12 protein-coding genes (1 of these 12 running past the window's edge) are annotated in these 20,278 nt (G+C 44.0%); all 12 read right to left on the reverse strand.

What is annotated here, in order from left to right; genetic code table 11:
* Positions 1–9,336, reverse strand: the 5' portion of a protein-coding gene (gene pksJ / locus BGM23_RS12860; RefSeq protein ID WP_053581882.1) for a polyketide synthase PksJ. It extends 5,796 nt beyond the left edge of the window; the window shows 9,336 of its 15,132 coding nt (coding positions 1–9,336); it begins with the start codon at positions 9,334–9,336; its stop codon lies off the left edge, out of view.
* 45 nt (positions 9,337–9,381) lie between these two features.
* Positions 9,382–10,131: a polyketide synthase gene (locus BGM23_RS12865; protein WP_029726471.1), complete on the reverse strand. Its 750-nt coding sequence runs from the start codon at positions 10,129–10,131 to the stop codon at positions 9,382–9,384.
* Between the two features lie 31 nt (positions 10,132–10,162).
* Positions 10,163–10,942, reverse strand: a complete 780-nt coding sequence (locus tag BGM23_RS12870) for an enoyl-CoA hydratase/isomerase (protein WP_072692616.1) — start codon at positions 10,940–10,942, stop codon at positions 10,163–10,165.
* Positions 10,930–12,192 carry a polyketide biosynthesis 3-hydroxy-3-methylglutaryl-ACP synthase PksG gene (gene pksG / locus BGM23_RS12875; protein ID WP_003231805.1) on the reverse strand — a complete coding sequence of 421 codons (1,263 nt, stop codon included), beginning with the start codon at positions 12,190–12,192 and terminating at the stop codon, positions 10,930–10,932. The genes BGM23_RS12870 and pksG overlap by 13 nt, the downstream gene beginning before the upstream one ends.
* On the reverse strand, positions 12,193–13,440 hold the full coding sequence (gene pksF, locus BGM23_RS12880; protein WP_029726473.1) for a polyketide biosynthesis malonyl-ACP decarboxylase PksF: 1,248 nt from the start codon (positions 13,438–13,440) through the stop codon (positions 12,193–12,195). It lies immediately after the preceding gene.
* Positions 13,418–13,666 carry an acyl carrier protein gene (locus BGM23_RS12885; RefSeq protein WP_003231809.1) on the reverse strand — a complete coding sequence of 83 codons (249 nt, stop codon included), beginning with the start codon at positions 13,664–13,666 and terminating at the stop codon, positions 13,418–13,420. Before BGM23_RS12885 ends, pksF begins: the two co-directional genes overlap by 23 nt.
* 61 nt (positions 13,667–13,727) lie before the next feature.
* Positions 13,728–16,031: an ACP S-malonyltransferase gene (gene fabD / locus BGM23_RS12890; RefSeq protein WP_029726474.1), complete on the reverse strand. Its 2,304-nt coding sequence runs from the start codon at positions 16,029–16,031 to the stop codon at positions 13,728–13,730.
* Positions 16,028–17,002: an acyltransferase domain-containing protein gene (locus BGM23_RS12895; protein ID WP_029726475.1), complete on the reverse strand. Its 975-nt coding sequence runs from the start codon at positions 17,000–17,002 to the stop codon at positions 16,028–16,030. The genes fabD (BGM23_RS12890) and BGM23_RS12895 overlap by 4 nt, the downstream gene beginning before the upstream one ends.
* 502 nt (positions 17,003–17,504) lie before the next feature.
* Positions 17,505–18,371 carry an ACP S-malonyltransferase gene (gene fabD / locus BGM23_RS12900; RefSeq protein WP_029317809.1) on the reverse strand — a complete coding sequence of 289 codons (867 nt, stop codon included), beginning with the start codon at positions 18,369–18,371 and terminating at the stop codon, positions 17,505–17,507.
* Positions 18,368–18,634 carry a hypothetical protein gene (locus tag BGM23_RS12905; protein ID WP_119899342.1) on the reverse strand — a complete coding sequence of 89 codons (267 nt, stop codon included), beginning with the start codon at positions 18,632–18,634 and terminating at the stop codon, positions 18,368–18,370. Before BGM23_RS12905 ends, fabD (BGM23_RS12900) begins: the two co-directional genes overlap by 4 nt.
* A 109-nt stretch (positions 18,635–18,743) precedes the next feature.
* Positions 18,744–19,421: an MBL fold metallo-hydrolase gene (locus tag BGM23_RS12910; RefSeq protein ID WP_029726478.1), complete on the reverse strand. Its 678-nt coding sequence runs from the start codon at positions 19,419–19,421 to the stop codon at positions 18,744–18,746.
* A 189-nt stretch (positions 19,422–19,610) separates the two neighbouring features.
* The gene (locus BGM23_RS12915) at positions 19,611–20,228 is read right to left on the reverse strand and encodes a TetR/AcrR family transcriptional regulator (RefSeq protein WP_029317807.1); all 618 of its coding nucleotides are present in this window, start codon (positions 20,226–20,228) and stop codon (positions 19,611–19,613) included.
* Positions 20,229–20,278: the final 50 nt, after the last annotated feature.

The raw sequence follows: 20,278 nt of genomic DNA on the forward strand, positions 1-20,278 counted from the left end.
TTGTCCTTGATCCTGATCCGCCTTTCTCTGATCGTTCCGCTTGGCTTTCGATCCTGCGGAAAGCAGTTTTTGTTTCATTTTCTGAAGCTGTCCTTCCATCACAAAAACTTGCGGCTTATCAGATGCTATCCCTTGATAAAATGCTTTCAAGCCACTATCTGTCGGCATCGGGACCATTCCCGTCGTTTTCAGCATTCTCTTTTCATCTTCAGCGCCGACTTGCATACCGCCTTCTTCCCATAACGGCCAATTGAAGGAAATGGTGGAGCCAAATCTCTTTTTTGATGCCGCAAGAGAACGGCGGTATTCAGCAAATGCATCCATAAACGAATTGGCTGCCGCATAATCGGCTTGTCCAGCGTTTCCTAAACATCCCGAAACAGATGAGAAGAAAATGAAAAAGTCCAATGGGAAATCCTTGCTGCATTCGTCTACATGTAACAACCCGCTCACTTTTGGCTGCAATACTTCTTGAAACTCTTCATTCGTTTTATGAATGATGAAGTGATCTTTAATGCTGCCTGCACCGTGAATAATTCCATTGAGAGTGCCATATCTTTCTTTGATTTCCTCAAAAAGATGACGAACCGCATGCTGATCACTTACATCAGCCTCTCGATAGACAACCTCCGCTCCGATGCTTCGAAGAGCCTCCAGTTCGTTTTCCTTATCCTCACTTAAAACAGATCGTCCCGTCAGCACAATAGTAGACCGGCCAGTTCGATTGGCAATTTCCTTTGCAAACAGAAGGCCTAAGCTTCCTGCTCCGCCTGTGATTAGATAAACACCTTCGTCTCTCCACGGCATGTGAAGCGTATCAGCTGAAGGAAGCACCATCTCCCTCCAGCCTTTCACAAAACGGTGTCCAGCCTCATATCGAATCTGTTTGTCAAATGGTCTCTGGCTGTCGTCTTTCAGCTTGAGGTGAAGGTCTATCATCTCTTCAGGTTTCTCAATTTCGATGACCTGAGCAGTCAGTTTGCTGAACTCTATTTCTGCTGTTTTAAGCAGACCGGAAACGCCGGCAAACAATTGCTTCTCTTTTTCCAGTGGAACAATCGCTTGAATGATGATACGGCCTGCAGAAAGCTCACGGACCTTGCTTTGCAGGAGTTCAAAAATGTTCTGCATGTAACATTGATAACGTTCAGCAATATGTCCTACAGCTTCGTTTAGAGTAATCACACGGGCATCTTTCATGTGGGAGGCAATGCTGTCTGTGACACTTCGTTCAGTTTCGAAGAGAACAATGATATGCTCCGTGTACGAAAGATCTTCGTCCTCTCGTTCTTCATTCTGTTTTTCCCACACCGGTTCAAGCATTAAGCGTTCGTGCCGTGTTGAAGGCTTTGAAGGATGAACCTCCCCTTCTAATACTCTCGTTGAAAATCCTTTGATCCTGACACATACGCTTCCACTCTCGTCAATGACATCGATATCCGCTTTCTGAACAACCCCTCCGGAGTGATCGCTGTCACTTAAGCGAGCATAAGCCCACATAGAAGAAGAACACCCTTTGATCACTTCAAGCTCCTCAAGCGCAAATGGCAAAATCAGCTTTTGATCCGTCAATTCCTGCATGATACATATTGTTGCTGTCTGCAAGGCGGAATCCATGATACTTGGGTGCAGCACAAACTGTTCATTCGTTCCAGAAACGATTTCTGGAAGCTGCAGCTGCGCCAAAACCTCTCTGTTTCCTATATTCACATTCTTAATTCCTTGAAAGGCCGGGCCATGGAACATTCCTCTGCTTCTGCCTTCTTCGTAAAATTGATCAGGCGACATCTTTCCTTTGCCGCAGCGGCGTGATATTTCAATGAGATCTGCGACTGGCGTTTCGGCAGCAGATGCCAGCTCCGCACTGCCTTGACTATGAATAACAGGGTCGTCCCCGTCTTCCTGTATACTGTAAATGTCAAAGGTGATTTTTCCATCTTCTTCAGGAAAGAGACTGATATCCACTTGAGCTGAATGTCTGTCAACCACAACAGGCTGAACCCAGACTGTATGATTCAATCTGATTCTGACATCTTGGCCAATTTCACTTCCTGCCGCCTGGTTTATAGCCGCGTACACCATTTCAAGGTACGCAACACCAGGAAGCACAGGCTTTCCTCTTACCACATGGTCTCTCAGGAAGAATTCGTCACCAGTGAAAACCGAACTGAATTTCTGTTCAGAAAAATCAGATGTATTCTGATGAAGCAATGGATGAATAGAGCCGATCCCTGTCTGATTTCCGGATATCTGCGCCACCGGTTTGCGGTCATCCTGCGACGGCCAGTATCGTTCCTTTGCAAATGGATAAGTCGGCAGACTCATTCTGTTTGGGCGCTCACCCTTGTAAAGCTGCATCCAATCTATATGCGCTCCCTTGCTCCACATTTCTGCAAGCTTGTTTACTTTTCCTTTGGCCATCCACTTACGTATGAGTTCAGCGCTGTCCTCATCCTCCGTCAGCCATGAAACCTCCCTGGCATTGTGCTTACTTCCTTGAAAACAGCCTTCAATCGCTGTTTTTCCATTGATAAAATCTGTGAGCCTCTGTTTTAACTCATTTACATGATCGGCAATAAAGACAACGCGATGCTCCATCGCTTCGCGCCCCACCTGAAGGGTATACGCAAAATCAGGCAGCTGGCTGTTCTCAAGCCCTCTTCTTTCCAAATAGGCCAGAATGTCTTCTGCATACTCTTGCAGCCTCTCTTTATTTTTCGCCGAGATCGGGACGATGCAGGTTCCGTCTATCTTTCTCTTATCTGAATCCCTTTTGAATTGTTCAAAAATGGCATGGGTATTTGTCCCGCCAAGCCCGAACGAGCTAAGTGCAGCCCTGTGCGTTTTGATCTCACGGCTTAACGTTTTCTTTTGATCGACGACGTAAAAAGGAGAGCTGGCTAAGTCTGTATTTGGATTCGGCTCCCTATAATTAATACTCGGTGCAAGCTCTTGATGATAAAGACTCATCACGACCTTAATGCAGCCCGCAAGACCGGCGGCTGTATCTAAATGTCCGATATTGGTTTTCACCGACCCAATGCCGCAAAATTGCGTTTTATTTGTATATTGCCTGTAAACGTTTGTTAAAGCCGCCAGCTCGATCGGGTCCCCCAGCTTCGTTCCGGTCCCGTGTGCTTCTACATAGCAGATGGATTCAGGCTGTACCTTCGTTTGATTCATGACCTGTTGGACCACGTCAGCCTGGCCTTTAACGCTTGGAGCATAAAAGCCGACTTTGTCAGCGCCGTCGTTATTTACACCAATGCCTCTCAGCAAGGCATAGATATGATCCCCGTCCTTTACTGCATCAGCTGCTTTTTTCAGCAATACAACAGCAACGCCCTCACCGCCTATCATTCCGTCAGCTGAAGCGTCAAAAGCTTTAATATGTCCATCACTCGAAAAGTTCAGCCCCGGCTGATGCACATATCCGATATTTGACTCGGTATGCAGCGTTGCACCGCCAACTAAAGCATAATCAGATTCACCCGACAGGAGGCTCTTATAGGCAGAATGCAATCCAATCAGAGATGATGAGCAGTTGGCATGAACGAAATAGCTTGGCCCTCTCAGCCCGAGCTTATGAGAAATCATTGTCGGAATCGTCCCGCTCTGTGCAAGCACCCACGAAACATAGCCGTCCGGCGTCTCCAAGCTCTCTGTTGTATCTGACGGCAGCAGCGCGCGATAAGAATTATTGCTTGCCGACATAAAAACACTGGTTTGCGGAATCTGCCTCGCAGCATAACCGGCATCTTCTATTGCTTTCCATGAATGAGTCAGCAGCATCCGAAGCTGAGGGTCCATAAATTCAGCGTCTTTAGGAGAGATTTGAAAGAAGCTTGGATCAAATCTGTCTTTCCCCTCAATTGAAGCTTTAGCAGGGACATAGTCGGCATTCTCCGCTATCTCCTTTGAAATGCCAAAGCGCTGAAGCTCTTCTTTATTGAAAAACGCTATGCTTTCCTTGCCGTCTCTGAGGTTCTCCCAAAATTCATCATGATTTTTTGCCCCTGGAAATTCACACGATATGCCAATAATCGCTACACTATCGTCATAATAGTCTGGGAGATCACTCATCTCGGTAGACTGATCTTCTATATGAGCTGCCGGGTCTGTCGGCATATGGTCACTTGCATCGCCCATTCGCTGTTCAGTGATGTACTGGCTGATATTTTTAATCGTTGAATACTCAAACAGGTCTGTGACAGAAAACTCACAGGATAGTTCATGTTTGATACGATCAGCCACAGTGACCGCGAGAAGCGAATCCCCGCCCACATCGAAAAATCCGTCATCCCATTCAATGTCACTCGTTTTCAGCACTTCCTGCCAAATGGTAAAAACAGTATCCTGAATGTTCTTAGGAGAGGTCTGCCTTTGCTTTAGCTGCTCCCCTGATAAATCGATATTCTTAAGGCTGTTTCTATCTATCTTTCCGTTCGGAGTTAACGGCATATGATCAAGCTGAATAAAATAAGAAGGCACCATATAGGCAGGCAAAGCGTTTTTCACAAAATGACGCAGCTCTCTCGCTGTGAGAGAAGCATTTGCATGTTTAGCTGTATAATAGGCAGCTAGGTTATCCATATCTGCGACCACAACGCATTCCAGAATGCCGGGATGCTCACTAAGCCTGCTTTCAATATCACCAAGTTCAATACGGAATCCGCGGATTTTTACTTGATTATCGATGCGGCCTATATATTCAATTCGCCCTCCCGTAAGCCAGCGGGCCATGTCTCCCGTTCTATAAAGCTTAGACCCAGGCTCAAAAGGGTTGTCAATGAATCTCGAATCCGTTAATTCTTCCTTTTTGTAGTAGCCCTTCGCCACACCGTCTCCTGCAATGCACAGCTCACCCGGGACACCTGCCGGCACTGGCGCGAGCTGAGAATCCGTAATATAGATTTGTGTATTGGCGATTGGCCTTCCTATCGTGGCATGAGAGCATTCATCGTTAATGCGCTGAACCGCTGACCAGATAGTTGTTTCGGTTGGCCCGAACATATTCCAGGCTTCGCTGCCCGTATCTAAGAAATATCGTTTTAATGTCTCAGGCAATGCTTCGCCACCGCATAAAATTTTCACGCTCTCTTCATTTTCCCAGCCTGAATAAAAGAGCATCTTCCACGTAGCGGGGGTTGCCTGCATCACTGTCGGTTTGATCGTGCGGATGTCCCGTTTCAGTTTTTCAACGTCTTTTGTATGCTCCGTTTGACAAATATAGCAGTGTGCGCCCTTTATTAAAGGCAAAAATAATTCCAGAGCTGCAATATCAAAACAGTAGGTTGTGACAGCAAGCATTTTATCCTCTGCCGTAAGACCTGGTGTTTCCCCCATCGAAACGAGAAAGTTTGTCAAAGCTTTATGCGGTATCATGACACCTTTTGGCTTTCCTGTGCTGCCGGATGTATAAATGACATATGCCAAGTTCTCTTGCGTGACAGTGCGTGTAAGCACTTTTCGATCAGAGGCTGTTTGAGCAATTTCATCCCAATCTTGATCTAAAAGAGCTGTTGTGACACCGTTCCAACTCAACGTATTTACTAATTCCGATGTCGTCAGTGTAATGAAAACTTCACTGTCCTCAAGCATGTATTCTAATCGTTCAGCCGGATAGGACGGGTCTAGCGGCACATAGGCTCCCCCAGCCTTGAGGATCGCTAATAAACCCACTAGCATGTCCAGCGATCGATCCACATAGATCCCCGCCAGACGGTCAGGACCCACTCCATGCGCCTGCAAATAAATGGCCAGCTGTGTGCTTTTCTCATCAAGCTCCCGATACGTCAATGTTTGACCTTCATAGCTGACAGCCGCTCTATCAGGCGTCTTTTTCGCCTGCTGCTCAAACAACTCATGAAAAGTTATATATGGATACGTTTTTCCTGTGGCGTTCCATGTTTTGAGAATCATCTGCTTCTCTGCCTCAGGTAATAAAGAATACTCTCTTAAAGGCTGAGAAGGATTCAACATCGCCTGCTCTGTTACATAAACAAAATGGTCGAACATGGCGGATATAGAAGCCGCATCAAACAGCCCAGTATTGTACTTGATGTTCAGCTCCATTTTTTCTTCTGTTTCCCACAGTTCAAATACTAATTCGTATTCGCCCTCTTGGTGAATATACTCAACGAAATCGACAGAAAAGAAGTCAGCATAGCGGCTCAGCAAGCTTTGATAGCTTCCGGATTGAAGAAAATTCTGATAGAAAAAAGCGGTTTGAAATACCGGTGAACCTGCTTGACTGCGAGGAATATTCAGATCCCTCACCATTTTTGGAAAAGGATATGCTGCATGATCAAGCCCATCCAATATCGTTAATTGCAATTTTGATATAAAGCTAGAAAAAGTGTCTGCCGGGTTCAGCTCACTCCGAATCGGGAGCATATTGAGAAAATGTCCAATGGCATCATCAAATCTTTCTTCCGGCCTCACCATGGCCGGCATGCCGACGATCTGTTCCTTTTGGCCGGCGTAACGGCCAAGCAGCATCATATAGCAGCTTAAGAATACCGTCGTGACATTTACAGAATGCTCTTTCGCAAACGTTCTGACCTGATTCATGAAGCCGCTGGACAGCCGCCTGGTGTATGTATCCTCTCTAAACTCAGAATCGACTGAACTTGCGCTGACATTAGGCAGCTGAAGATTCGGCAAAGTTCCCGATAGCTGTTTCTGCCAATATGTACGGTGCTTCACACCGTCTTTGCCAGCAAGCATGTTTTTCTCCCATGCCGCAAAATCATGATAAATAGCAGGAGAAACAGCTTTTTCCGGCTGCTGTCCTTTTAAAAGAAGCTGATAGGTATCAAACAGACTGCGTATAAATGTGACAGACGAAACTCCGTCAAAAATCAAATGGTGAATGACAACTAATAAAAAATGCTCTTGTTCAGATCTGGAAAAGCTCATGACACGCACTAACGGGCTGTTTTCCTTTACATACGGTTCCTTTACTTTCTTTCTAAGAAAAGCAGGAATATCAGACTCTTTCAAACTTGAGATATTTTCTGTCTTGATTTCAATTGAAAGTGCTGGCTCATTTTTAAGAAATGGCACTCCGTCTTTCTCTTGGATGACGTGCTTTAAGATTGGGTGCTGATTCAATACAAGGCCAAAAGCCTGCTGGAATGTTTCATGGTGAAGCCCTGACGAAAATTTAAAACAGAGAGGTACGTGATATGCACTTTTTTCGGGTGACATTTTTTGCAATGTCCATAATCCTTTTTGAACCTCAGAAAGAGGTTGAAAAGTTGCCTGACTCCTTTCCGGTTCGGTTTTATATGTGTCCGTGCCCTTTTTGTCAGCAGACGAGCTGCTGAGGTCTTCATGTTCTGATAGATAGCTGGCTAAGCGTTCAATTGTAGGATATTGATGTATCTCTCTGGCTGTTAGTTTGATATGGTAGTTTTTCTCGATCGATCGAATGAGCTTCATCATCTTGATAGAATTCACACCAAGACTTTGGATATTTGCATTTGGCTCCACCCAATCGCGGGAAACATGCAGCTCCTCAGTCAAACAGGTGAGCAGATGCTCCTGTATTTCTTCCCTTACTCTTTTCACATGGTCTGCTTGCTGCATCTCCTCATCCTGGACCGCATCGTTCATCCGATTGGGTTTATGTAGCAAGTGGTCGAACTCTCCATTTTCAAATGAAGTTTTTAGCTGGGTGCGCTGGATCTTTCCGATAGCCGTTTTTGGAATCTCTTCTTTTTGTACAGGCAGCAAATATTCCGGGGTGACTCCGATCACCTGTGAGACATGGGATTGTATGTTTCTAAGAAGCTGAGACATCTGCTCATTATTTAATTTTGCGGAAGTAACAAAGAAGATAGCCAGCTGATCTGTTGAATTCTGGCCCAGACGGACAGCGCAAGCAGCAGTATAAGAAGTTTCAATTTCAGATAATTCTTCAACTGCAGACTCAATTGCATGACTGTAATAATTAATGCCGTTAATGATAATTGCATCTTTCGTACGGCCTGTTATGGTTAAGCGCCCGTTTCGCAAAAAGCCAAGATCTCCGGTTTCAAACCAGCCGTCTTCTGTAAACACACTCTCATTCAAATCAGGCCGCTGGTAATAACCGCTAGTAACAGAAAGACCCGAGACTTGAAAACGGCCGATCTCGCCCTCTTCAACCAATTCATTATGGTCATTCACAATTCTCATAGAGAAGCCGGGGATTGGAGAGCCTATTTCAACAAAATGATCATCATCACTTGTTCCAGCCCGGGTAAATTCATGAGAAAAAATAACGCCCGATGAAGTTTCGGACATTCCCCAGGCAGGTCGGATGGCGTCAGCAGGCAGTCCATGTGGTTCTAAAAGCTCAAGTATTCTGCGCCCTACCTTGGCTACCATTGCTTCACCGCCATTGAGCATGTATCGCATTGAAGACAGATCCCATTTCCTATCTTTTATTTCTTCTGCAAAATCAGTGACCAGACCAAACGCAAAATTCGGCGCCCACGTAACAGAAGCTCGGTAATGATCAATCCAATCCAGCCATTTCAACGGCTCCATTAAGATTGTTTCGCTTGAGACGTTAATTTCCTGACAGCCAAGATAAACATCCCGCAAATGCAGCATTCCGATCCCTCCGACATGGTCAAACGGCATCCAGTTAAACGTAATATCCTCTCTGGTGAAGCCTTGCATTTGAATAATCCCTTTCACCATGCTCATAATGTTACGATGATTAAGCATAACTGCTTTGGGCGTTCCCGTACTGCCTGAAGTCAGCAATAAAAGCGCTAAGTCTTCAGGACTGGATTGATGCCAATCTGTGTCCGCTTCAGCGCTGAGCAGATCCTCTACAGCAATTGCCCTGAACCCTTCAAGCTCTTGTTCTTTTGCCCAATCGAGCATTTCCTGGTGCATCCCTCGGTCCGTAATCACCGCTGGCTTGTCAAGAAGCGTCCATGCGTCTTTCAGCTTTTGAGTGCCGCTGCTCGATTCAGCATACGTTGGTGGAACGGCTAATGGAGCCGGAACCACCCCTGTTAACACACACCCCCAGAACGCAGGGAGAAGCTGTGAATTGTCACCAAGCTGCAAAATCACGCTTTGTTTTGCTTTCAGGCCTGATTGGCGAAGCCCCTTCGCAATACGCAGTCCATCATCCCATAATCGTCTGTATGATTGGTAAACTTCAGTCCCATCCGGCTGCAAATAAATGATTCCCTTTGTATCCCCAAGCTCCGCCGCCGTTCTGTATAAAACTTCAGGTATTGTTGCCGGCTGCTTTTCAGATATATGTAAAGGCTCACCATGACTGACAGAAGGATTAGCTAATATGCGGATATTATCATTATTTCTCATCACGCTGCCTCCATTTCACCTGCAAAATTTTATATATATTTTCAGTTAATTACCATATAAGCCTTTGATTCTACTTTTGACTTCTTCATGATGAAATGTTTCCTCATGCATCATCAGTTCCTGTTCAATGACGCGCGGCAGCTGATTGCGAAGCGGGGCAACCAAATGATCTTTCAGTGTAACCAGTGAGTTTCTCGGCTTTTCCGCCAGTTCTTGCGCCAGCTCCACTGCATAATCTAACACTTCTGCACGGGGCAGCACCTTAAAGGGAACCCCTCTTTTTTCAAGATCAGCTCCGCGGTAGCTGCCCGCATTCAATAATATTTCCTGGGCTAGGCTGAAACCCAGTTTTTTAGGAACGATAAAGGTAGCGCCCATTCCAGGCGTAAATCCGTATTTCATAAAATTAGCCGTATACACGCTTTCTCTGCTCAGAATGACTAGGTCAGCAAAGAGCCCCATGACAAAGCCGCCTCCAATTCCATGGCCCTGCATTGCCGCAATAACTGGAATCTCACAATCCAGCGCCAGAGAATAAAGATTGTCATCAGTGAACTTGGTCAATCCCTGTTGAATTCGTAGCAGTCCTTCTTGCGTTCCTCCTGAAGCAAAATAATTATCATATCCTGTCAAAATGACCGCTTTGTATTTGGGGTTCTGCCGTATGTATTTAAACGCTTGAATTAAACCATCTGTAAGTTCTTGTGAAAAAGCGTTTTTATGAGTGCGATCTTGCATCTTTACCTGAATAATGGCGGATTCAATTTCGATAAGCTCTACAACAGAATGCGTCATGATGTCCTCCTAACGGTTCTGATTGAAACGGTTACTGATCCTCCCATGGGAATTGTCCTGTTTCAACATACCTGATGATTCCCATTTGGTTTTGAGGATCAGAAAACATGTTTTGATTTGCAGTTAAAGCGGTGGCTTTCGCACGACTGACTTGATGATCAAGTGAGCTCATAAACTGTTTATAATGTGCGATTCCTTTTTTATTCAGCCTCCGCAAACGCAATAAATGCTTTCTCAGCAGCACGTCACTTTCAGCATCAAAAGCATCTATTAACCCCCATTCACTGGCTTCCTGAACGGAAATCGGCTTTGTCATAAGCGTCATATAATGCGCTTTCTGCCGGCCGATACGGCGGATCAGAAACGGTAAAACACAAGCAGGGTACAGGCCGAATAGCAGCTCAGAGAGACTGAATGACGCCGTCTGATCAGCAATGGCAATATCTGTGGCAGATACAAATCCAAGACCGCCGGCATTCACTTTTCCCCTGACATGCGAAATCGTGACATAAGGGCCGGTCTGCAATTTCATCCACAAATCATAGAGAGGCTCTTGGGAGCTTGCCTGTTTTCTGCCCCTTTTCATTTCCTGATAGATTTCTTGAAAATCCGCTCCGAAACAAAACACCTCGGGAAGCCCCTCTAAAACGACAACCGTCACCGTTGATGTTTCACATTGGTTTAACACTTGCAAGCATTCTTCTATCAGCGTATCATTAATCGTATTATTCGCTTCAGGACGGTGAAAGGTAATATAGCAAACCGACGCTTGAAAGCGGACCTTTATCGTTTGATAGGTCACGAGATCCACCTGTACTTCCGATGAAACTCAGAAATTTCTTCTAAAAACAAGCGCGGCTTCTCTTGAGTGGACTGCATGATGCCCGGTATCATCTCAAAGTCCAGCTTTACATTGCGCGTCCCAAACCGCACCATCCCGCTCCCCTTAAACAATAGCTCATACTCTTCCATGGAGAGCTGATACCGGCGATCCAAATGCTTCTCAATACCAAATGTTCGCTGACGCTCCTGGCCTTGCGGAGTTGTAATTCCGCTGTAAAATTCAGAACAGCAGCCGGATCCGTAGGAAAAACAGCCAATTCGTTTAGGCGTATCAAATCTCCCTTGGTCTATCGTGCTGGCCAATGCCAGAAACAAGGCTGCCCCCATAATATTTCCAACTCGTTGACAGTAGTTTAAACCTGGTTTTACCCGAGTTAAAAAATCCGTCTCAATCCCGGATGTTTTCACCTTCGCCACCTTACGCATCATTGTCCGGTGCGCACCTTTCACCATCCCGCCAAAGGGCGTATGGTAAGCAAGATATTGAAACGTGTCCTGATAATTGGCACCCGGTACACGCTTTTGATATTCCAGAAAGGTCTGTTCGCAGCAATCCAAATATGACATTAAAGACAGATCAGAATCTCCCGCTTCACTGTCGGGAATGGGGCGGCACGTGTCCATCACTTCATAGCCGTAATAACCATTTGCTCCGGGATCTATTTGAAACACCTCGGGATTTTCGCCAACTAAAACGGCCACCGCTCCCGCTCCGGCGCTCGGTTCCGCATAAGACCAATCTTCGCTTAAAGCGTCTCCGCCCTCAGCGATTAAAAAACGTGAAATATCACTGGCGATAACCAGTGCTTTGGCACCCGGAGAAGTTTGGGATAATATAAAATTCACCGCCATCTGAAATCCCGCTGTCCCTGAATAACACGCCTGTTTAACCTCAAACAAACGGCAGTTGCGGTTGAGACCTAAATATTCATGGATATATGTACTTAACGATTTCCCAAAGTCGATCCCGGATTCAGAGCAAGTGATCAGCAATTCAATCCGGTCCTTCTCTGCTTCAGATAAAGCATCAATAATCGGCTTAGCTGCATTGACTCCGAAGGTCACGGGATCTTCATAAGGCAGTGCTACCGCTTTTTCTTTCATTAATAAGTTTTCAAATCTCGCAGTATCTAAGTGTCTGTATTTGGCCAGCTCCATGACATCAAGGTATGCCGTTCCGCCAAAGACATTCATCGCTTCTATTCCGGCTGAAACCATTTATGATTCGCCTCCACATTTCTCAATGTTTTGTATACAAACCGCGGTGTTCATTCCGCCAAACCCCATGCTTAAACTCAGCGCATTTTTGATGCGGTATGAAATCGATTTCTCATTTACCCAATGAAAGGAATCATCGATTGGATGATCCAAATTCCTGCTCGGATGCAGGGCAGATTTTTTCATTTGCAGCAAAACAGAAATAATCTCTACGATGCCCGCCGCACTAAGCCCGTGTCCGGTTATCGATTTTGTTGCATTGATATAAGCATGGGAAAGCCGGCATGCACGGAGCGCCTTTAATTCTATTTCATCTCCAATAAAAGAGCCTGTTCCATGAGGATTAATATAATCAATATCTTCTGGTAAAAGCCTGGCACGCTCCAGTGCCTTCTGGATGACATGAATCTCTCCTTCTAATGAAGGATCAGGATTCCGGTTTCCGTCCAGTTTGATTGACCAGCCAGACAATGCTGCATAAGGTTTGAGACCTCTTCGTAAAGCCGTCTCCTTTCGTTCTATTACCAATGCACCGCACGATTCTCCATAGATAAACCCGTCTCTGTTTTGATCGAAGGGACGGCACGCTTTTTCAGGTTCATCAGCATATTTGTCCGTCCCCATAGCGCCTAAAGCTCTTAGCGCCTCGCATTCCATATAAGAAAGATCCATTAAAGCACCAAGTGCAATGCAAGTATCAACTTCGCCTGACAGGACTTGCTGAATCGCATGAATGACTGCTAACTGGCCGCTGGCCGAGGCTCCTCCCACCGTATATGCTAATCCCGTGATGCCAAACTGATCTGTACATATCCCGCAAAGATCGCTGTCCATGAAAGACAGGCCATACGCCGGAGAAATAAAACCGGAGCGGTCTTGATACCTTTCATAAACTTCAAAGTTTTCTCTCTGCTGAAAATTTGACCCGCCAACAACCAGTCCGATACGTGAGGAATCTGCATCGTCCAATTCAGCCTCCTCCCAAGCCTCTGTGAGAGTTACCAATGCAGCGCGGCTGGAGAATGATGCTTTTCGCAACATTTTTTTAGAGAGTCGGTCAGGATAAGACAATGACGCAATTTCGGCTCCGATAAACCGGCTGTCTTTTTGTCTGCCTGAACGCTTCATGACATCAAAGGCATGTCTGCCGGACAGCAGCGAGGAAGCAAAGTCCTCTTTCCCTTGACCGATAGAGGCCGTAACGCCTACACCGGTCACCACCACCTCAGGCAGATTGCACTTTGTCATAAAGCACCTCAGCTAATTCACCGATGTTTTTCACCCCGGATAGCTCAATGCGAGGGATTTTTAGCGATAAATCCTCTAGCACCATCGTGATAATTTCAGCTCTGTCTACAGAGTCAGCTCCTAGCTCAACTAACTGATCTTCAGGCTCAAATCTGTGTCCGTCTAATTCAGGAAGCACCTCGCAAATATTGGTGATTAGTACTTCAAAGATTCTCTGTTTATCCATAATGCGCTCTCTCCTTCAAGGGATTATTTTAATGATTTTTATAGGTATATTTTCATAATATTCAAACTTTTATTTTTATGTTGTCTGTTTCATGCGACGGCTGATACATCGATTGCATCCGTTCATGAAGCAATACTGCCGTTTCTGTCATTAATTTTTTCCCGATTTCATCCACATGGCGGTTTCGCCAATTTTCTAATTGCGATCCTTTGACCCATTGATTAAAGGCTCCCAGCGCGGGACCGCAGTGAATTTGATAATCGACCTTCGAATGTTCGCTTCCGCTGATTGCCAATTTTGAGCTGTATCTGAAGTACCATCGGAAAATCAAAGCCATTTTATGTTTCGGGTTTTGTTCAGCCTTCTCAATGTCTGCCGCGGGATAATGCAATGCAATATCTTTATATATGTCTTCTATACTGCGTTTAAAGTATTTCTCCTCAAGCTGGGCCAGCATCTTTGCATCCAGCTCACGTATAGACCCATACCGCTGGTACAGTTCATATAACTTGTTTGCCCGCGCGGGAAAGAACACGCCTTTCTTTAGCACCTGCACTTTACTGCCCGATTCAAACATATCACCTGCAGGCGCATAGGCTGTATCTTGTACATTCATCTGCTGAAGCAAATCCTTTACTTTATCACTTGTTGCCGCCTCAACCGTACATTGATTGATTGAGCCTGTTAGAATAAAATCAGCCCCTAGCATAAAAGCCGCCATCGCTGCCTCAGGTGTTCCAATCCCTCCAGCTGCACCAACTCTTATTTTTTTCCGAAATTGATATTTTTTCATCATTTCATCTCTTAAAGATGTCATCGCCGGCATCAGGCTGTATGCCACACCGCCATCTGTATGACCGCCTGAATCAGCTTCTACACAAATATCGTCAGCCATCGGAATGCACCGCAACAACTCAGCTTCGTTCATAGTGATTTTATTTTCTCCTAAAAGCTTTTGCAGCATATTCTCAGGCGCAGGACTCAGAAATGATTCTGCAACTTCCGGCCGTGATATTTTTGCTATGAGACGATTTGAGCATATAACGTCACCATTTTGATTTCGTTTCACTCCTTTTGCGCGGTACCTTACTAATGCAGGAGTGACACTTAGAAATGCTGAAGCCTCCACAATGCTCACTTGATTCGTCAATAAAAGATCGATCATTTTTTCTTCTGATTCAGTATGTTTCATATTGTGGACCAGATTGATGCCATAGGCCTGTCCTTTCCCTAATTCACCTTGTATAGCATGGATCGCATCTTCAACCTCTTTCAGGCTCAGACCTCCTGTGCCAAAGAACCCCATCATTCCCGCTCTTGACAGCTTTACTACCATTTCTTTCGAAGCAATGCCGCGGTACATTCCTCCTGCAAGATAAGCATATGTAAGATGATAATCTTGTTTAAATTCAGCACTTCCTAAAGATTCTGCCGTAATCCCAGCTTGAACATTGCGTTTCTCCTTTAGATGCGCACTGATCGCGGGGTTCTTTTTCGGTATATATGTCAATGGTTCAGCTTCATTTTTAATCCGATGAATGAGACCGGTTAAAACAGTTCCAGGCCCAATCTCTTCAAACTCCATTTCTCCTCTTCCCATCAGGAAACGAATGCTGTCCGTCCATTTCACTGTGTTGTCCATCTGTTCAGATAATGTATCTTTTAATCTGTCTTGATGGTATGGCTCTGCGTAGACATTGGAGATAACCGGGATCGCCAAAGGTGCAAACTGGAATGAGTCAATATATTGCTTAAATACCTGTTTGGCTTCATTCATATATCTGGAATGAAAAGCTCCGCTCACATTTAATGGATGAAACAGCTTTACATCCTTGGTGCTTTCAAAAACAGCCCGAGCTTTTTCAATCTCTTTTTTCGGGCCAGAAATCACAATTTGCCGGGGCGTATTTTCATTTGCCACATCAATGTCATGAAGACGGTGCTCTTCTAAAACGGCTGTAACTTGTTCCTTACTCAGGCCGATCACAGCAGCCATTCCGCCCCCTGTAATTCGTCCCATCAATTCTCCTCTTTTTTTGACGAGCCTTAATCCGGTTTCAAAATCAAAGGCACCGGCTGCCATCAGCGCATTGTATTCTCCTAAGCTATGTCCTGCCGCAAAATCAGGTTTTCTGCCGGTCTCCTCCACTCTCTTCAAGTAATTGAGTGCATTAACAACATACAAAGCCGGCTGCGTGTATTCAGTATGATTTACATCCAGATATGATTTTTCGGTACATAGCTTCTCTATTGAATAGCCCAATATTTGATCTGCTTGATCTGTCAAATGCTGATACTGTTCAAATAGCCCTTGTCCCATCCCCTTTTGCTGGGAGCCTTGCCCTGGAAAGACATATGTAATCATCTTGTAAACTTCCTTTCTGGTGTACGGTAATACTCAACCGTATTCAGATTTTTCAGCTCCTGATGAAATGGTGTTATGATTGAGCAGCAACGGTCAGCTGCATCACCCGGAATCAGCTGTTTCACAAAAGCAGCTAAGGTGCCGGATGGCCCTAAATCGATAAACTTGCATGTATGCTGGCTTTCCAAATATCGAATCGCTTCACGAAACATCATTGGCTTTCTGACCGCATTCCAAAAGAAATTCTCGTCCATTACGTGAAGGCAGCTTCCCGTTAAGCTCGATACAATCGGTATTGACGGTTTTTGAAAAGATTTTGATCTTAAAAATTCTGCATAGGCACTCTCTGCCGGATCAATAAGCGAAGAATGAAAGGCATAGGACACAGGAAGCAGCTGGCAAAGAATCTGCTTCTCCTTTAAATCCTCCATAATCTTCCTTATATGATCTTCTTCACCAGAAATGACGAAGTGCGAATCATAATTGATAGAAATGAGTTCACTATTTCCAAACAGTTGCGGATAATCATTCAGCAATTGCGGTTTGTCCAGAATGGCCAGCATTTTTCCTTTATCGCAGGAATTTTGGATGATAATAGCCTGTTCAAGTATGCAATCCAGTATATCCTCTGCGTCTGACACACCAGAAACTGCCGCTGCTGCGAATTCTCCCAGACTTGATCCCAATACGTAATCAGGATAGATTCCCCTGTCTTCCAAAACCTTATATAAGGAATACTCAATCATAAAAATGGCGGGGTGGGAAAAAAGAATACTGTCAAACGGATCTGACATACGTTTACCTGGATGGTAGATTTCTTCAACAATGGATGTGCCGATTCGCCGTGCTGCAATGTCATCCATTTCAAGCATAGATTGGCGAAACACGGTATTTTCCTTAAATAGTTCTTTCCCCATGTGATAGTATTGGGAACCTTGCCCGGAAAACATAAAAACAAGCGGTTCTTTCATGTGTATAACCTTCTTTTTTTATATTTATAACGGCTATTGGATTTCTCATTTCCATGTATGTTGTAAAGCACATAGCAGCGATTGAAATGAAATTAATAAATGGAAAAGACATATGTGAAAAAGTAAAGGAGATTCAACTTGGAAGGATTGCTATTGGTGCTCTGGATGCGGTTCATTTATGACGTGATCGTAGATGTATGTTGATATCTCAAAATTGATGTAACATAATAACAGGATCAGCAAAGAACATCGACTCTATGATTGGTGGGTACGGTTAAAAAATGGACCATCTAGATGTGGGAGCGATGGTTTGACAGACCGGCTGACATAGTTCAAATGTCTAACTTAATTTATCAGCCTCTTTATGTAACAGTATATAAAGTTATTCAATTAGAAACAGTGGCAATCGAACGATTGAATCTTTAAAACTTTATACCTTAAATGAAAGGAAATCTGTGTTTAGACCTGATTGATGAGGTGCACGGCCATAGGGGCAAATGCTTTAGCGGGGCATTGCTTCCGCATCTTTCTTTATGCGATGAATTAACCCAGTTAAAACATTTCCAGGCCCTACCTCCTCAAACTCCATATGGCCTTTTTTCATTAAGTAGCTTATGCTGTCAGTCCATTTCACTGAGTGATTAATTTGATCAGCCAGCGTCTGTTTCATGAATTCGTATGTATACGGTTTGGCATACACATTAGAAATAACCGGGATAGACGGAGGCGAAAAATAAAAGGCATGAAGGAACTCCTCGAATTCTTCTTTTGCCTTATTCATGTATCTGGAATGAAACGCGCCGCTTACGTTTAAGGGGAGTACCATTGTAACTTCAGTCATCGTTTCAAAAAGAGATGCGGCTTTTTCAATCTCATCTTTTTTTCCTGAAATTACAATTTGATATGGGGCATTCACATTAGCGATATCAACATCATGTAAATGATATTCTTTCAGAGCCTTTGCAACCTGCTCTTCATTTAGTCCCATAACAGCTGCCATACCGCCGTTGCTTATCAGACTCATCAGCTCGCCTCTTTTTCTGACAAGCTGTAAACCTGTCTTAAAATCAAAGGCTTCAGCTGCAAATAACGCATTGTATTCACCCAAGCTGTGCCCGGCGACAAAGTCAGGCTTAACTTCTTCATCCTTGATTTTTTTCAGATAGCTTAGTGCGTTTACCACATATAATGCCGGCTGAGTAAATTGCGTTTTGTTTAAATTGGAATAAGGATTTTCCAGGCAAAGACGTTTGATAGAATATCCTAAGATCTCATCTGCCTGATCCGTCAGTTCTTTAAATTCATCGAATAGGCCGCTGCCCATTCCCTGTTTTTGTGAACCCTGACCTGGAAAAACATATGTGATCATTCTCTCAAAGCCACCCTTCCGATTAGTAGATGTATTTCACTTCTGTATGATTTTATAATAGTGATGACCGGATAAATAGTAGCATGTTCATGTTGATGGTAACCTCTGTAAATATTATCCGTCAAGTTAATTTTTCCTACAGTTTGCTCGATTGTTTTTCTGCTTTTTTCCATTGAGGAATAAAGGATCAGGAGATATAACAGAACATAAGAAAAAAGACCCGGATCACGTATAGGGCACCATATCATGATAATGCGCTTCATTTCCTTTCAAATGAGTTTTCAAAATAAATAACACCTTCTATGTAATCATTTTCGAAAATAAAAATCATTTAGATATTCGAAGAAAAATAGGATAATAGATTCAGAAGGATTATTTAAAATCAAAAATACCTTTTTGGTTTTTACGAGTGCGAAATTTCACAAAATATTCTTTCTTATCAATTTGAAAGTAAATATTATGCTGATAAAGATCCTTTATCGAATGGCCGGGCAATTTGCCAAATGAGTGACCAGGATACACCCGTACATGGGGTGAAACCTCCGACTTTATTCTTTGAATACTATCAAACATCTCTTCCGCAGAGCTGCCATCATCCTCACATATGCCGCACCCTTCTGTAAACACCGTATCTCCGGTAAAAATACTCTCAGAAAACAAATAACACATTCCGCCGGCTGTATGCCCCGGTGTGAGAAGGCATTGTGCTCTTGTGTTTCCTATGCTGATTGTCTGATGATCATCTAGGCTAATTAAATTTCTGCATCGGAATTGATAATAATCAATTTCTTTTTTTGACATATAAACTTGAGCGTTAAACATCTTCGTCAGCGGGTCTACCAGATTTACATGATCATAATGAGAGTGTGTCAATGCGACTGCCTTTAATTCCGCTTCGAGTTCAGAAAGTGTAGTGGTTATTTTACTCAATTCCCATGAGGGATCAACAACAATTGCAGATCTGCTTACAATATCTTCAATGATATAGCAATAATTCGTCCAGCCCTGATACCTTGTTTTAATTGGATGCACCTTGTAAGTAAGATTCATTTATACCATCCCTATCATGTAAAGTTCTTAAACGATGGACCAGTGTTCACTCCTCAGTCCGTCTTTCATTCCACTTTACCAAACAGCATGATCGTTTTCCATTTTTTTCAGAGATCCTTGTTCTTTGAATATAAAAAAGCGACTCTTTTGGACGCATGCCCAACAAGAATCGCTTTTCGCACTAGTGCCTTAAGGATGACGTTTTTGTGTCTCACGTGTATCTTCCACGCAAATTGACTCTACATGCTGCATAATGACCCGCTTGATTCGGTCTTTATTCACTCGCACAGGGTCAAGCATGGCATGTAAAGCCAAGCCGTCAACAAGCGCGTAAAGTCTCTCAGCTTCAATGTCTTTATCAGCATTCGGCTTCAGTAAATCGGATTCATCTAAATAGGCAATCAGATTCCGCATGCCGCTGAAAATCCCGTCATGATTCGCATCAAACATATCCTTTTTATGTCTGGCGTAAGCAGTAAAAGCAAACCAAACCTCCATCTCTCTAATCGTTTCTTCATTCGTCGGGACCATTTCAAGCAAAATTTGCAACACTTTTTCCTTAGGGAGCAAATCCCTCACTGCAATGTCCTTAATTCGGTCCGTCACCTTTTCTTGGACAAGTTTCATTGCAAAAGCAAGCAATTCATCCTGTGTAGAGAAATAATGGCGCAGCGCACCTAATGACAATCCTGCTTCCTTTGCAATATTTCTGGCTGATGCTCCCTCCATCCCTCGTTCTAAAATGACGCGCCACGTTGCTTCTGCAATTTGTTTTCTTCTTTTCTCATGGTCAATTTGTTTTGGCATAGCTTTATTGTAACAAGAAAAAAATGAGAGGGCAATTTTTATAATACAGT

Source organism: Bacillus sp. FJAT-14266 (genome assembly GCF_001719225.1).
Lineage (GTDB): Bacteria > Bacillota > Bacilli > Bacillales > Bacillaceae > Bacillus > Bacillus subtilis.